The sequence below is a fragment of the Aeromicrobium camelliae genome (genome assembly GCF_003850045.1).
In the GTDB taxonomy this organism is placed as follows: Bacteria; Actinomycetota; Actinomycetes; order Propionibacteriales; family Nocardioidaceae; genus Aeromicrobium; species Aeromicrobium camelliae.
In genome coordinates this window covers 191294-205610 of sequence record NZ_RQJX01000001.1, presented here as the reverse complement: position 1 = coordinate 205610, position 14317 = coordinate 191294, and the positions used below count along the sequence as shown (strand labels likewise).

The window sequence follows — 14317 nt, the reverse complement described above, 5'->3', positions numbered from 1 at the left end:
AGTCTTGTCGAGGGACGAACCGCGTCAGTCTAACGTAGGCGTGCGAGCCGAAATCGGCCCGCGTCAGTTGGTCGGCGCGGTGAGAAGTCCGGCGCGATCGAGGCGGTCCTGCAGTTCACCGGGGAGCACCCAGAGCTGGCTGCCGTAATCGCGGCCGCCCCGCACCGCCCTCGCCCCGAGAGCCTCGGCCTCGGGCCATTCCTGACAGGAGACGACCAGATCGGCGGTGAAGTCCTCCTTCGACGGCCAGACGACCTCGAAGTCGCGGGGGCTCAGCCAGAACCCGAGGAGATTCTGCGCTTCGGGCGACAGGTTCCCCGGGACGCGGCACTCGCGGTCGAAGTCGACCTCGTCGATGGGCGTTCCGGCGACTCGCTCGACCTCCTGCAGCGTCTGGACCATGCCGGGCTGTCCGCCCTCGCGGGCCTGGAAGCCGCCGGAGGCCTCGTTGGCGACCACGCTGGCCGTCACCGCCGCCACGGCGAAGATCGCCATGAACGCCAGCGGGCGGCGCCGCAGGACCATGGCAAGCCCCAGACCGACGACGACCGACAGGGAGGCGACCAGCCAGAACCGGTTCTCGTTGGTGAACGACGGCAGCAGTCCGGGCGCGAACGGCTCGTCCGGCAGCAACCACCACCACGGCATCACGCCGGGGATGTGCGCCGGGGTGATGAAGCCCCAAGTGGGTGCGAGGGGCGCGACCTTGACGAGCACGACAGCGAGCACACCCGCGGCCGCCACCGCGCTGCTCACCAGGACCTTCCAGGACGCCCCCCGTACGATCACGGCCAGACCGATCGCGACGACCACCGCCGTGAAGGGATCGGCGTAGCGCCCGTACAGCCAGGCATCGAGACGACGCCATTCGTTCAGGTACAGGTTGGCTTCTCCGGACCACGCCAGGATCGACAGCAGCACCATCGCGAGGACCACGCCGAGAACCAACCCCGCGGGTCCGACCATCCAGTGCCGCAGATCGCGCGCCACCCCCACGACGACCGCGATCGCACCGAGGGCGACGACGCCGAACGACGCGACGAGCTGGTACCAGACTTGACCCGACCCCGCGACCGCCAGCAACCCGGCCGTCGTCGTCTCGAGGTTCTGGGTGAACCCCTCGGTCTGGGCGAACGCGCCTTCGACCAGTCGATCGTTCAGCGCCGTCGCGAGCTCGCCGACACCCCAACTGAGACCCGCCAGGGATACGAGCCCGCACAGCGCCGGGAGCCAGGAGCGGCGGAAGAAGAACAGCAGCCAGATGCCGGCCGCGAGGACGAACGGAAGAACCCGGGCGTGCGTGAGATACGCGAGCGCGACCACTGTCGAGAGCAGCAGCGCCCGGGCGACGCTCGGGCGTTCCCAGAGCCGCATTCCGGCCAGGACGGCGCAGACCACGAGGAGCATCAGCAGGCTCTCGCTGAGCACGTAGTCCGACTGCAGTGCGCGGCTCGGGAGGCACATCACCACTGCCGCGACGGTCACGGCCTGAGGCCAGGTCAGCCCCCACCGACGCACCAGGGTCGAGAGCGGCCAGATGGTCAGCACCGCCAGCACGACGGCGATCGCGATCGAGGCTCGGTACACCGTGAGCGGGTCCTGCGTCACCCACCACACCGGGGCGATGACGGCCGACCACCCCGGGTAGTACCCGCCGCTGTCGACGGGACCGGCCGGAGGATCTCCGGCGATCAGCCGTGCCATCTGCAGGTACGTGATCTCATCGAACGGGAACGAGGGCGAACGCGCACTCCATGCCACCGTGATGTGCGTTCCTGCTGCGGCGATGACCGCCAGGATCGCGGAGAACATCCACCAGGACCGTCGATCGTCGCGTGGCGGCGCCCCCTGCTGGGGTGCGTCCGCCGCACCCCCCGGCTCGGCGCCGGTGGCGTGACGTTCTCGCGTGCTCATGATGTGGAGGGAGCCTCCTGGCCTCGGTCGGGCGTGTGCCGAGGACCCAGCCTAGACGTTCGGGCCTCGTCGGCCCGTCAACGGGACCTCAGCTCTTTTCGCCTCGGTTACCATGTCCGAGGCGTAGCACGCGTCGATCCCCGAGCTCACTCGAAAGTAGACATGCGCGTTTTCGTACAGATTCCCTGCCTCAACGAGGAGTCGACCCTCCCGGCGGTGCTGGAGACGATTCCCGAGTCGATCCCCGGCGTCGACGAGTTGGAGGTGCTGGTCATCGACGACGGGTCGACCGACCGCACGGTGGAGGTCGCCCGCGAGCACGGCGTACGGCACTTCGTGCAGCACACGCGCAACATGGGCCTGGCGCGATCCTTCCGCGACGGCGTCGACTACGCGCTTCAGCACGGCGCCGACGTCGTCATCAACACCGACGGCGACAACCAGTACCCGCAGGAGCGGATCGGCGACCTCGTCCAGCCGATCCTCGAGGGCCGTGCCGACATCGTCATCGGCGACCGGCAGACCAAGACCATCGCGCACTTCTCGGCCTTCAAGAAGTTCATGCAGGCCGTCGGAAGCCAGGTCGTCAACAAGGCGGCCGGCACCGAGCTCCCCGACGCGGCGAGCGGTTTTCGCGCGTACACCCGCGAGTCGCTGATCCGGCTCAACATCATCACGCAGTTCAGCTACTGCATGGAGACGATCATCCAGGCGGGCAACAAGCGGTTGCGGATCGAGAGCGTCCCGATCACGACCAACCCGAAGACGCGCGAATCGCGGCTGTTCGCGAACATCTTCCAGCACATGGCCAAGTCTGGTCAGGCCATCATGCGCAGCTACATCATGTTCAAGCCGCACACGGTGTTCCTGACGCTGGCCATGCTGTTCTTCGTCGCGGCCATGATCCCGTTCGTCCGATTCCTCTACTACTTCGTCAGTGGCGAAGGCGGCGGCCACATCCAGTCCCTGATCTTCGGGACGGCGATGCTCGTCGGCGCCCTGCTGTCGTTCGCGCTCCTGGTCATCTCCGACCTGTTGGCGACCAACCGCACCCTCATCGAGGAGTCGCTCGAACGCATCAAGAGACTCCAATACTCCCCCGAGCGGCTTCTGCCGCCCGTGCCCGAGGCGGACGAGACCGACTCCCCGCTCGCCCGCAGCATCGAGGACGACCAGCTGCAGCCGCCGGTGAAGACCAGCAGCGAGCACTGGCGTTGAGAGTCCTCGGTTTCGGCACGTACGAACGGGCCAAGCATCCGCGCGTCGGCATCCTGCTCGACGGCTTGCGCCAGCGCGGCCACGACGTCGCGGAGGCCAACCGGCCGCTCGGTCTGTCCACCGCTGAGCGGGTGACGATGCTCCAGCAGCCGTGGCGGCTGCCGCTGCTCGTTCTGCGGCTCCTCGCGCGCTGGACGTCGCTCGCGGTGGCGTCTCGGCGTACGGCGCGGTCGCACCGGCCCGATGTCGTGATCGTGGGCTATCTCGGTCACTTCGACGTCGTCCTCGCCCGGCTGCTGTTCCCCCGCACGCCGATCGTCCTCGATCACCTCATCTTCGCCGCCGACACCGCTCAGGACCGCGGAGCGCGTGGACTTCGCGTGCGCTTGCTCGGCCTGCTCGACCGGCTCGCGCTCGCATGCTGCGACCTCGCCGTCGTCGACACCGAGGAGCATCGCGCGCTGCTTCCCCGTCGCATCCGCGGGCTGGTCGTCCCCGTCGGCGCCACGAGCGAGTGGTACGCGGCCGGACACGACGCCTCGCAGGACGCCTCGCCCAGCGCGGTGTTCTTCGGCCTGTTCACGCCGCTGCAGGGCGCGCCGGTCATCGCCGAGGCGGTCCGATCGGCCCGCCAACGACTGCCCGAACTCCAGGTCACCATGGTCGGCACCGGTCAGGACTACCCCGAAGCACGACGCATCCTGGCCGACGACGAGGCCGTCACGTGGGTGGACTGGGTCGATCCGGCCGATCTTCCCGGCCTCGTCGCCCGGCACGACGTGTGCCTGGGGATTTTCGGCGACTCCCACAAGGCGCGCCGCGTCGTGCCGAACAAGGTGTACGAAGGCCTCGCGGCGGGCTGCGCCGTCATCACCAGCGACACGCCGCCGCAGCGGCGCGCACTGGGCGATGACGGCGTCCTCGTGCCGCCGGCGGACTCCCGAGCGCTCGCCGACGCTCTCGTCGCGATCGCCCGCGACCGTGAGACCCTGCAACGCGCGCGTGCCGCGTGCGCCGCCAAGGGGGCCTCCTTCCGTGCCGAGCGGGTCGTCGAACCACTCGAAGCCGCCCTGAGGTCCCTCGCCGCATGAGCGCAGTGCTGACCGCGCTGCGGTCCCCCGCCGTGAAATGGGCGTTCCTCGCCGTGGCGATCGTTCTCGGAGCGGTCGCCGTGGCCCGGAACTGGGACGAGATCGGCGTGGCGATCCAGCAGCTGCACTGGCCGGCGATCGTCGGCTCCGTGCTTGCCAGCATCGTCTATATCTGGTGCACGATGCTGTCCTGGCGGGCCGTCCTGCGCGATCTCGGGTCTCCCCTCAGCGTTCCCGTCTCGGTGCGAATGTTCGGCGTCAGCCAGATCGGCAAGTACATCCCGGGTGGAGTGTGGAACTTCCTCGCCGCGGCCGAGCTCGGCGCGGAGCACCAGATCCCGCGCCGCCGCTCGGTGAGCGCTATGGCGGTCAGTGTCCTCGTGTCGCTCATGACGGGTCTCGCGCTCGGCACCCTGGCGTTCGTGCTCTCCCCCGCCGCCGCTCTGCAACGATGGGAATGGCTCCTCGTCCTGGCCCCGGTACTCCTCGTGATGCTGCTGCCGCCCGTCATGAACCGTCTGATCGGCCTCCTACTGACCGTGACGCGACGTCCCGCGCTCGAGCACGCGCTCACGTCGCGCGGGCTTGCTCGCGCAGCCGGCTGGGCGATCCTCGGCTGGCTGGTCGCCGGACTGCACATCTGGTTCCTCGCCGTCGACCTCGGACTCGACCTGTCCGTCCGCACCTGGCTGCTCGGTACCGCGAGCTACGCCCTGGCGTGGGTCGCGGGCTTCGTGGTGGTCGTCTCCCCCGCGGGTGTCGGCGTGCGCGAAGCGATCCTCGCGGCCGGACTCGCCGGTGCCGGGCTCGACACCGGCCAGGTGCTGACCCTCGTGCTGCTCAGCCGGTTCCTGCTGACGCTGTGCGACTTCGGCTATGCCGGCGTGGGCCTGCTCAGCGGACGGCGGAATTGACGTGCGCGCCTGGACTCGTCATCTGGAGACCTTGGCCCTCCTGCTGATCGGGCTCGGGGGTCCGCTCGCCTATCTGGCGGTGTCCCCGGTGTACTCCAGCGGTGACGAGGCCGCCCATGTCGACTACGCCTACCAGGTGTGGCAGGGCCGGCTCCCCGTCTTCGAGGACGGCCTGAGCCTGGACAACACGACCGGGGTGCATCCGCCGGTGCAGTGGACGGCGCACCACCCGCCGCTGTTCTATCTGCTGCTGGCCCCCGTGGTCGGTCCGCTCGCGGACGCCGGTCACGTCGACGCGGCCGGGCTCGCCGCCCGGGCGGTCGTGTGCTGCCTCGCGGCGGCCCTGGTGCTCGCCGTGCGCTGGTTCGGGCGACTGGCCCTCCCGGGGACTCCTGCTGTGGGCACGCTCGCGGCCGTGGTCACCGGTGCCTCGGTCTGGTTCATCCGCCTCGGCGGTTCGGTCTACAACGACATCCTCGCCGCCCTCGCTATCACGCTCGCCGCGGCGTTCCTGCTGGCGATGACCCGCTCACCGTCCCATCGCTGGTACACGATCGGCTTCATCCTGGCGCTGTGTGCAGCCGCGTTGACCCGGATCTCACTCCTCCCGCTGTGCTTCGTGCTGCTCGTCCTGCTCCTGATCCAGCGGTGGTGGCGCGAGAAGCGACCGTTCCTTCGCGCCGTCGCGCTGCCGTTCGCCGCCGGCTGCGCGGTGCTCGTCGCGAGCGGATGGTTCTACGTGCGCAATCTCCAACTGACGGGGAACTTCTCGGGCAGACACCCCGACTGGGCGGTCGCTCACACCTCGCGCGTCCCCCGCCCGTTCCTCGAGGTCGCGTCCGACAGCGAATTCTGGACGACCATGCTCCAGCAGTTCGCGACGAGCACGATCGATGCCATGCCGTGGACGCTGGCGCCGCAGTACGGAACTCTCGTCCTGCTCGTCCTTCCCGCGCTCGCCGGACTGCTCATCGCCCTGCGGCCGCGGCGGTCCGGTTTCCACCCGCTCGCGCTGGTCATCGCACTGCTGGTGTTCACCGTCGTCGCCGCGATGCAGATCCAGCACGTCGCGGGAGCAGGCTCCGCCCTGCCGCGCTATTTCTTCGCATGGGTGCCGTTCGTCGCGCCGCTGATCGCACTCGCACTCTGGCGCGCGCCGCTGCGCTGGCTGGTGATCCTCGCGTGGCTCGGGGCCCGGCTCGCGATGACGGCAGCGGAGTTCGACGCCGTGCTGGCGCGAGTGTGGGATCGGCCTCAGGCGCCGGTCTACCCCGCGGTCGTCTGGACGGGGTTCGCCATGCTCACGGTGGGCGCCCTCCTGGCGTGCCTCACCCTGTACGTGCAGCACCGATCGAGCCGCACGTCAGCGGACCAGCTCGCGCCGGCCTAACCGGCGAGCTTCTTCAGGGCCTCTTCGATCGGGCCGTCGAAGATCTGTCGCCCCTCCCGGATCACGATGCCCCGCTCGCACAGGTCGCGCACCATCTCCAGGTCGTGGCTCACGATCACCATCGTCTTGCCCGCCTCGGCCAGGGAGTGGATCTTCTCCTGACACTTGGCGCGGAACGGGGCGTCACCGACGGAGAGGATCTCGTCGACGAGCAGGATGTCGAGCTCGGCGTGGATCGCGACCGAGAAGGCCAGCCGCATGAACATGCCCGACGAGTAGTGCTTGACCTCTTGATCGATGAACGGCTCGATGCCGCTGAACTCGACGATGTCGTCGAAGCGCGCGTCGATCTCATGCTTCTTCATGCCGAGGATGGCGGCGTTGAGGTAGACGTTCTCTCGGCCGGACAGATCCGGGTGGAACCCCGCGCCGACTTCGATCAGGCCGGCGAGCCGGCCACGGACCAGGACACGCCCCGCATCCGGTTCCAGCACGCCCGAGATCATCTTCAGCATGGTGGATTTGCCGGAACCGTTGTAGCCGAGGATCGCGACGGACTCGCCCTCGTCGATCACGAAGCTCACGTCGTCGATCGCCTGGAACTTCTTGGACCACACATCCTTGCCGCGGATCCAGCCGATCGCCGCCTCCTTGAAGGAGTGGGAACGGCGCAGCAGGAAGGTCTTGCGGACCCCCTCGACGATGATGCTCGGCTTGCGCGCTGGGCTCAGGGACTGTTCGGGGGAGGCGGCCTCGTGGGTCACGGAATCAGAGCTCCTGGGCGAAACGACGCTCGAAGCGGCGGAAGACAGCCTGACCGATGGTGAGCGCGACGATGCAGATCGCGATCGCCACGCCACCGTGCAGCAGCATGTCCTCCGCCGGCGGGAACGCCGACGACGTCGTGGGCCGCCACATCGCCTCGTGGAACAACTCGACGGCCACGACGAGCGGATTCGACATGTAGATCGCGAACAGCCAGTCGGGAAGCTGCGCGGCAGGCATCTGCCAGGTGTAGAGCACGGGAACCGACCACGTCGAGAACAACTGGATCAGCTCGACGAAGTTCTGGGCGTCGCGGTATGCCACGTTGAGGGCGCCGAAGAACAGCCCGAGTCCGAGGGCGATCGCCGCGACGATGGCGATCGCGAGCAGCATTCCGCAGATTCCGGCGACACTCGGCATCCAGCCGAGCAGGATGCACACCACGAGCAGGATCGCGGCCTGCGGCAGGAAGTGGATGAAGGCCACGAGGATCGCCGCGATCGGGAACAGCTCGCGCGGGAGATAGATCTTCTTCACGAGCGCGCCGTTGTCGACGATCGACCGCGTCGCGTTGCCGAAGGCCTCGTTGAAGAAGTTGACCACCACGATGCCGGCGAAGAGGTACACCGCGAAGTTCTCGATGTCGCGATGGAACTGCAAGAACACGCCCATCACGATGTAGAACACGAGGAACTGCGCCGCGGGCTTGACGTAGGACCAAGTCCAGCCGAGCACGGAGTTGCGGTAGCGGGTCTGCGTTCCTTGCCGGACGAGGAGCCGCAGCAGGTACCGCCAGCTGAAGACGTCGAGCAGTCCCCGGCCACGGCCGGGCTGCCGATACTCGGTCAGGTCTACGGAGGTCGTCACGTGCTCTCGATGGCTTTCTGTGTCAGGCAAGGTACCCGGGATGCGCCTGGGGAATACTACCCAGTATCGCAAGCCGGGCGGCCACTCCCCAGACCTTACGACTCGTCCGCCAGCACCTCGGCGATGCGCAGGTCGATGGCGTCGGTGATCTTGAAGTTACGTGGGTCACCCGCCACGATCCCGATGGGCTCGTCGGGCAGGTAACGCGACACCACCGAGGCATCGTCGGTCGCCGTGAACTCCGGGTCGGCGTCGGCGCGGCGGTAGGCCTCGACAAGTGTGGCGCACGCGAATCCCTGAGGCGTCTGGCAGCGCGCCAGCGACGCGCGCCGCAGGCTGCCGGTCATGCGTCCGCCCTCCACCGTCACCACGGTGTCGGCCGAGTCGATGGCCGTCGTGACGGCGCGGTAACCGCCTCGCAGTGCCTCGACGCATTCGACGATGATGCGCTCAGTGACGAAGGGGCGTGCCGCGTCATGGAACAGCACCAGGCAGTCCTCGTGCACGGCGTCGAGGGCTCGCCGGGTGGAGTCCGTTCGCGTCGCGCCGCCGGGAAGCACCCGGCTGACCTTCGCGAATCCGTACTCCTCGACGATCCGCTCGACATCCTCCACGTGGCCGGCCGCCATCATCACGACGATCTCGTCGACCGCGTCGCACCGATCGAAGGCGCCGAGCGCGTGCGCGATGACCGGCCGTCCCGCGACCTCGAGCAACTGTTTCGGAGTCTCGTGGCCCACCCGGGTCCCGGTACCGCCGGCCAGCAGGACGGCGACGACACGGGGCGAGGTCATGCGCCCGGCCGCATGACGGCCTCCTCCTGGGTGGACTTCCACACCCGGAAGCCCTCCTCGGTCTCCCCGACGCGCCAGTACGCCGAGACGGAGAGGTCCTTGCGGTCCACCCGGCCGTCGAGCAGGTAGGGGCGCACGCTCTTGAGCAAGGCGGACTCCCCGTGCACGAAGGCCTGGACCCGGCCTTCCGGCCACGTCCACGCCCGCACGGCGTCGTCGAGCAGCGTGGTGGCACCCGCGTGCGCACCCTCGCGGTGCAGCCACCGCACCTCGAGGTGTCCGTCGGTCGGCAGCTCGATCTCGTCCGCCGGTCCGTCGACCTCGAGGAACGCGGTAGCCGGCGCCCCGGCGGGCAACGCGGCCACCGACGCGGCGATCGCCGGCAAGGCGGACTCGTCGCCGACGAACAGGTGGTGATCGGCGTCCGGTGTGGGAGCGTAAGCACCGCCCGGCCCCCTCACGTGGATGACGTCGCCCGGCTGCGCCTGCGCGGCCCACGGCCCGGCGATGCCCTCGTCGCCGTGGACCACGAAGTCGATCGCCAGTTCCTCGGCTTCCTCGTCGACCCAGCGGATGGTGTACGTACGCAGGACGGGCTGAGCCTCGCGCGGGAAGGACGAGCGGACGACATCGAGATCCAGCGGCTCGGGGTACTCCACCCCGTCAGCGAGGAAGATGAGCTTGACGTACTTGTCGGTCGCGGCGATGTCGCGATCGCGGTAGGCGGCGAAGCCGGGCCCTCCGAACACGAGCCGGCGCAACTTCGGCGCGATCTGCTCGGTGCGAACGACTTCCAGGGCTACCGCGACGTTCTTCGACACGCCGCGAGCCTACCTCTCGCTCGCGCGGCGGGTCACCGCCCTCGCCTTTCCGCGGCCGGACGCTCCCGCCCATTCATGAGTGGGACGTGGGGACTCGGCGTCGCTGTTAGCCTGGCCGCGTGACGCATGGACTCGACACCACCGCCTTCGATCCGCAGATCCGCGCGCAAGATGACCTCTTCCGCCACGTGAACGGCCCATGGCTGCGGGAGACCCCGATTCCGGCCGACCGTGCGACGGCGGGCGCCTTCGTCAAGCTGCTCGACGAGGCGGAGAAGATCGTGCGCGGGATCGTCGAGCGATGCGCCGACGAACCCGCATCCGACGAGGAGCGCACGATCGGGGCGCTGTACCGCAGCTTCATGGACGTCGAGCGGGTAGAGCAGGTGGGCGCTGCTCCCCTCGCGTCCGACCTCGATCGCGTCGACGCGATCGGTTCGGTGGCCGACGTCGTGCGGACGCTCGGGTCGCTCGAGCGCTCGGGCGTGGCCAGCATCATCGGCGTCTACATCGCGCCCGACCGCGGCAATCCGGACCGCTACATCGCGCACCTCGTGCAGAGCGGCCTCGGTCTGCCCGACGAGTCCTACTACCGCGACGACTCCTTCGCCCCGATCCGCGACGCATACGTCGGGCACGTCGCCACGATGCTCGAACTCGCGGGCTTCGACGCCGCACGCGAGCGGGCCGAGCGGGTGCTCGACCTCGAGCGGCGGATCGCGGCGAAGCACTGGGACCGGGTCGCCACGCGTGACGCGCAGAAGACCTACAACCTGCGCAGCGCCGACGAGCTGAGCGCGATGCTGCCGGTCTTCGACTGGACCGCGTGGCGCGAGGCCGCGGGGATCGGTCCGGAGGTGCTCGCCGAGGTCGTGGTGTCGCAGCCGTCGTATCTCGAGGGGCTCGCCACCGTCTTGACCGACGAGCTCGTCCCCGCGTGGGCGGACTGGCTGCGCTGGCACGTCGTGCACGCGGCGGCCCCGTATCTCTCCTCGGCGTTCGTCGACGAGAACTTCGCCTTCTACGGGCGCACCCTGCAGGGCACCGACGAGCTGCGACCGCGCTGGAAGCGCGGTGTCGGGTTCGTCGAGGGCGCCATGGGCGAGGCGGTCGGCAAGATCTACGTCCGCAGCGAGTTTCCGCCCGCCGCCAAGGAGCGGATGACCGAGCTCATCGAGAACCTCATCGAGGCCTACCGGCGCAGCATCAGCGAACTGTCGTGGATGAGCGACGAGACGAAGAAGCGCGCGCACGAGAAGCTCGACGCCTTCACGCCCAAGATCGGGCACCCGGAGACCTTCCGCGACTACTCCGCGCTCGTCGCCGAGCCCGACGACCTGCTCGGCAACGCCCGGCGCGCGCTGTCGTTCGGCATGGACATCGAACTCGCCAAGATCGGGCAGCCGATCGACCGCGACGAGTGGTACATGACGCCGCAGACCGTCAACGCCTACTACAACCCCACGATGAACGAGATCGTGTTCCCCGCCGCGATCCTCCAGCCGCCGTTCTTCGACGCCGACGCCGACGACGCGGTCAACTACGGCGCGATCGGGGCGGTGATCGGCCACGAGATCGGTCACGGCTTCGACGATCAGGGGTCGCAGTACGACGGCACCGGCGCGCTGCGCAACTGGTGGACCGACGGGGACCGGTCGGCGTTCGAGCAGCTGACCGCCGCGCTCATCGCCCAGTACGACGGGCTGTCACCGGAGGGGGCGGACGGGCAGACGGTGAACGGCGCCCTCACGATCGGTGAGAACATCGGCGACCTCGGCGGCCTCGGTATCGCCTACAAGGCGCTGCGTCTCGCCCTCGGCGACGACGAGCCCGACCCCATCGACGGGCTGACCGCCGATCAGCGCTTCTTCCTCTCGTGGGCGCAGGCGTGGCAGGGCAAGACGCGGCCGGCCGAGACCATCCGCCGACTCACCGTCGACCCGCACTCGCCGCCGGAGTTCCGGTGCAACCAGGTGGTGCGCAACATCGACGCCTTCTACGCCGCCTTCGACGTGACCCCCGACGACGCACTCTGGCTCGACCCCGAGGAACGCGTCACCATCTGGTGACCCGCGCCGAGCGGCCGGGGCCGGGTCCGCGGATTACCAGGTGATGTAGGTTCTTTGACACTCCTCCGGGCGAACTCTCCGGGAGGAGTGAGGGAAAACCTACATCACCTGGTAATCCTCCACGCGCCTCAGCCGCCGCAGCACTCGGGTCAGGCGCAGGACGTGCCGGTCCACCAGTCGCCGAGCAGGCGAAGGGTCTCGTCGCCGAGCGGGTTGACGCCGGGTCCCTTAGCGAGGGAGTGTCCGGCGAGCACGTGCAGGCACTTGACCCGCGTGGGCATACCGCCGGCACTGATGCCGGCGATCTCCTCGACGTGGCCGAGCGCCTCACGTTCGGCGAGGTAGCTCTCGTGCGCGCGGCGATAGGCGGCGGCGAGTTCTTCGTCCTCGGCCAGCCGCTCGGTCCACTCGGCCATCAGCCCCGACGCCTCGAGCGTGCCGATGGCGCCCGCGAGGCGCGGGCACGTCAGGTAGTAGAGCGTGGGGAACGGGGTGCCGTCGGGCAGCCGCGGCTCCGTCTTGACGACGTTGGGGTGGCCGGACGGACAGCGCGATGACACCTCGACCATCGCCCGCGGCGGACGTCCCAACTGTTCGGTGATGGTCGCGACGTCGTCGTCGTTCAAGGTCACGGGTTCTCCAACACCTCGTCGGGGTCCTGCTCCTGGGGGCTCGTGGGTGGCTCACCGGCCTGCTCCACGCTTCCCCATAGTTTGCCGTACCAGGCCCGGTCCGCTTGCGAGGGAGGGTCGTCGAGCCGGCCGACCTCGCCCTGCAGTTGACCGTCCACTCCGATGACCCGGTATCCGACCTCGCCGGGCATCACCCACCCGAAGCGGTCACGGGCCTGCTGCTTGATGAACGCCGGGTCCTCCCAGCGGTCGATCTCGTCGTGCAGGTCTTCGATGTCCTGCTCGGCCTGCCGGTTGGCTCGTTCCAACGCGCTGATCTCGCTGCGCTGCTGCCACCAGGCGTGCAGCGTGGCGGTGTACGAGGCGACGAGCAGCACCACGACGGCCAGCAGGATGAGCGCGCGGGCGGTGAACCGGGTGCCCGTGGGCCGGCTGACCGGGGTGCGGGTGGGCGTGGGCCGCCGCGGCGCCTGCGAAGAGGCGCCGCGGCTCCCACGAGACGGAGCCGCGCCTCGCGCCGGGGGACGTCGGGACGCGGGCATCGGACGTCAGCGCGACAGGCGCGGGAACGCGCCGGCACCGGCGTACACCGCCGCCGGGCCGAGCAGCTCTTCGATGCGCAGCAGCTGGTTGTACTTGGCTACGCGGTCCGAACGAGCCGGCGCGCCGGTCTTGATCTGGCCGCAGTTCGTCGCGACAGCGAGGTCGGCGATCGTGGTGTCCTCGGTCTCGCCCGACCGGTGGCTCATCATGCACGCGAATCCGGCGCGGTGCGCGAGGTCGACCGAGTCGAGGGTCTCGCTGAGCGACCCGATCTGGTTGACCTTGACCAGCAGCGCGTTGCCCGCGCCCTGCTCGATGCCGCGCGTGAGGCGCTCGACGTTGGTGACGAAGAGATCGTCGCCGACGAGCTGGACGCGGTCGCCGAGTTCCTGCGTGATCGTGACCCAGCCGTCCCAGTCCTCCTCGTTCAGCGGGTCCTCGATCGAGACGATCGGGTAGGCGTCGACGAGCTCGGCGTAGTACGCCGTCATCTGCTCGGCCGTGCGCGACTCGCCCTCGAAGGTGTACACGCCGTCGGACTCGAACTCGCTCGCCGCGACGTCGAGCGCGAACGCGATGTCGGTGCCGACGCGGTATCCGGCCTTCTCGACGGCCTTGGCGATGAGGTCGAGCGCGGCGCGGTTGGACGGCAAGTTCGGAGCGAAACCGCCCTCGTCGCCCAGGCCGGTCGACAGGCCCTCGTCCTTGAGGACGGCCTTCAGCGCGTGGTAGACCTCGGTGCCCTGGCGCAACGCCTCGGCGAACGTCTCGGCGCCGATCGGCGCGATCATGAACTCCTGGATGTCGACGTTCGAGTCGGCATGCGCCCCGCCGTTGAGGATGTTCATCATCGGCACGGGCAGGACGTGCGCGTTCGGGCCGCCGACGTAACGGAACAGCGGGAGCCCGGCCGACTCGGCCGCCGCCTTGGCCACGGCGAGGGAGACGCCCAAGATGGCGTTCGCACCGAAGCCGCCCTTGTTCGCGGTGCCGTCCAGGTCGATCATCACGGCGTCGATGGCGCGCTGGTCGTCAGCGTCGAGGTCGGCGAGCGCGTCGGCGATCGGACCGTTGACGGCCTCGACCGCCTTGAGGACACCCTTGCCGCCGTAGCGGGAGTCACCGTCGCGCAGCTCCACGGCCTCGAACTGGCCGGTGGACGCGCCCGAAGGGACGGCCGCGCGACCGATCGTGCCGTCGTCGAGAGCGACCTCGACCTCGACGGTCGGGTTGCCTCGGGAGTCCAGGATTTCGCGTGCGCCGACTGCGTCGATGATGGCCAAGACCGTGCTCCTGTGG

At 69.2% G+C, this 14317-nt stretch carries 12 protein-coding genes and 1 pseudogene; 5 read left to right on the top strand and 8 right to left on the bottom strand.

Annotation, left to right across the window (positions count from 1 at the left end; all coding sequences use genetic code 11):
* Window positions 1–63: 63 nt before the first annotated feature.
* Window positions 64–1914 (bottom strand): ArnT family glycosyltransferase, encoded by a 1851-nt coding sequence (locus tag EHW97_RS01075; RefSeq protein WP_124235312.1) that lies wholly within the window; start codon window positions 1912–1914, stop codon window positions 64–66.
* A 162-nt stretch (window positions 1915–2076) separates the two neighbouring features.
* On the opposite strand from EHW97_RS01075, the gene EHW97_RS01070 reads away from it, so the two are divergent.
* The 4 genes from EHW97_RS01070 to EHW97_RS01055 are packed head-to-tail and all read left to right on the top strand — an operon-like array spanning window position 2077 to window position 6527.
* Entirely contained in the window at window positions 2077–3132 is a 1056-nt protein-coding gene (locus tag EHW97_RS01070) for a glycosyltransferase family 2 protein (RefSeq protein WP_124235311.1), read from the top strand.
* A complete protein-coding gene (locus EHW97_RS01065; RefSeq protein ID WP_124235310.1) occupies window positions 3129–4223 on the top strand; it encodes a glycosyltransferase family 4 protein in 1095 nt (364 codons plus the stop codon). Before EHW97_RS01070 ends, EHW97_RS01065 begins: the two co-directional genes overlap by 4 nt.
* Window positions 4220–5137, top strand: a complete 918-nt coding sequence (locus EHW97_RS01060; RefSeq protein WP_124235309.1) for a lysylphosphatidylglycerol synthase domain-containing protein — start codon at window positions 4220–4222, stop codon at window positions 5135–5137. Before EHW97_RS01065 ends, EHW97_RS01060 begins: the two co-directional genes overlap by 4 nt.
* A 1-nt stretch (window position 5138) precedes the next feature.
* Window positions 5139–6527, top strand: a complete 1389-nt coding sequence (locus EHW97_RS01055; protein WP_124235308.1) for a hypothetical protein — start codon at window positions 5139–5141, stop codon at window positions 6525–6527.
* On the opposite strand, the pseudogene EHW97_RS01050 reads toward EHW97_RS01055, so the two are convergent.
* The 4 genes and pseudogenes from EHW97_RS01050 to EHW97_RS01035 all read right to left on the bottom strand — a co-directional run.
* Window positions 6524–7114, bottom strand: a pseudogene (locus EHW97_RS01050) (ABC transporter ATP-binding protein); the annotation flags it as partial. The gene EHW97_RS01055 and the pseudogene EHW97_RS01050 overlap by 4 nt on opposite strands.
* Before the next feature lie 181 nt (window positions 7115–7295).
* Window positions 7296–8159, bottom strand: a complete 864-nt coding sequence (locus tag EHW97_RS01045) for an ABC transporter permease (RefSeq protein WP_124235307.1) — start codon at window positions 8157–8159, stop codon at window positions 7296–7298.
* Window positions 8160–8254: 95 nt separating this feature from the next.
* Window positions 8255–8953, bottom strand: coding sequence for a 2-C-methyl-D-erythritol 4-phosphate cytidylyltransferase (ispD, locus tag EHW97_RS01040; RefSeq protein ID WP_124235306.1), 699 nt, complete (start codon window positions 8951–8953; stop codon window positions 8255–8257).
* Window positions 8950–9774 carry a siderophore-interacting protein gene (locus tag EHW97_RS01035; RefSeq protein WP_124235305.1) on the bottom strand — a complete coding sequence of 275 codons (825 nt, stop codon included), beginning with the start codon at window positions 9772–9774 and terminating at the stop codon, window positions 8950–8952. Before EHW97_RS01035 ends, ispD begins: the two co-directional genes overlap by 4 nt.
* Window positions 9775–9893: 119 nt before the next feature.
* On the opposite strand from EHW97_RS01035, the gene EHW97_RS01030 reads away from it, so the two are divergent.
* Window positions 9894–11843, top strand: coding sequence for a M13 family metallopeptidase (locus EHW97_RS01030; RefSeq protein WP_124235304.1), 1950 nt, complete (start codon window positions 9894–9896; stop codon window positions 11841–11843).
* A 149-nt stretch (window positions 11844–11992) separates the two neighbouring features.
* Here EHW97_RS01030 and EHW97_RS01025 read toward each other — a convergent pair whose 3' ends face one another.
* From EHW97_RS01025 to eno, 3 genes are read right to left on the bottom strand one after another with little or no spacing between them, the layout of a single operon-like run.
* Window positions 11993–12475: a DUF501 domain-containing protein gene (locus EHW97_RS01025; protein ID WP_243696249.1), complete on the bottom strand. Its 483-nt coding sequence runs from the start codon at window positions 12473–12475 to the stop codon at window positions 11993–11995.
* Window positions 12472–13017, bottom strand: coding sequence for an FtsB family cell division protein (locus tag EHW97_RS01020; protein WP_124235303.1), 546 nt, complete (start codon window positions 13015–13017; stop codon window positions 12472–12474). The genes EHW97_RS01025 and EHW97_RS01020 overlap by 4 nt, the downstream gene beginning before the upstream one ends.
* 6 nt (window positions 13018–13023) lie before the next feature.
* Entirely contained in the window at window positions 13024–14301 is a 1278-nt protein-coding gene (eno, locus tag EHW97_RS01015; RefSeq protein ID WP_124235302.1) for a phosphopyruvate hydratase, read from the bottom strand.
* Between the last annotated feature and the right edge of the window lie 16 nt (window positions 14302–14317).

Excerpts from the sequence above, each read along its gene's own strand:
- EHW97_RS01060 (WP_124235309.1), top strand. The coding sequence starts at position 4,220 with ATGAGCGCAGTGCTGACCGCGCTGCGGTCCCCCGCCGTGAAATGGGCG.
- ispD (WP_124235306.1), bottom strand. The coding sequence starts at position 8,953 with ATGACCTCGCCCCGTGTCGTCGCCGTCCTGCTGGCCGGCGGTACCGGG.
- EHW97_RS01020 (WP_124235303.1), bottom strand. The coding sequence starts at position 13,017 with ATGCCCGCGTCCCGACGTCCCCCGGCGCGAGGCGCGGCTCCGTCTCGT.
- EHW97_RS01075 (WP_124235312.1), bottom strand. The coding sequence starts at position 1,914 with ATGAGCACGCGAGAACGTCACGCCACCGGCGCCGAGCCGGGGGGTGCG.
- EHW97_RS01070 (WP_124235311.1), top strand. The coding sequence starts at position 2,077 with ATGCGCGTTTTCGTACAGATTCCCTGCCTCAACGAGGAGTCGACCCTC.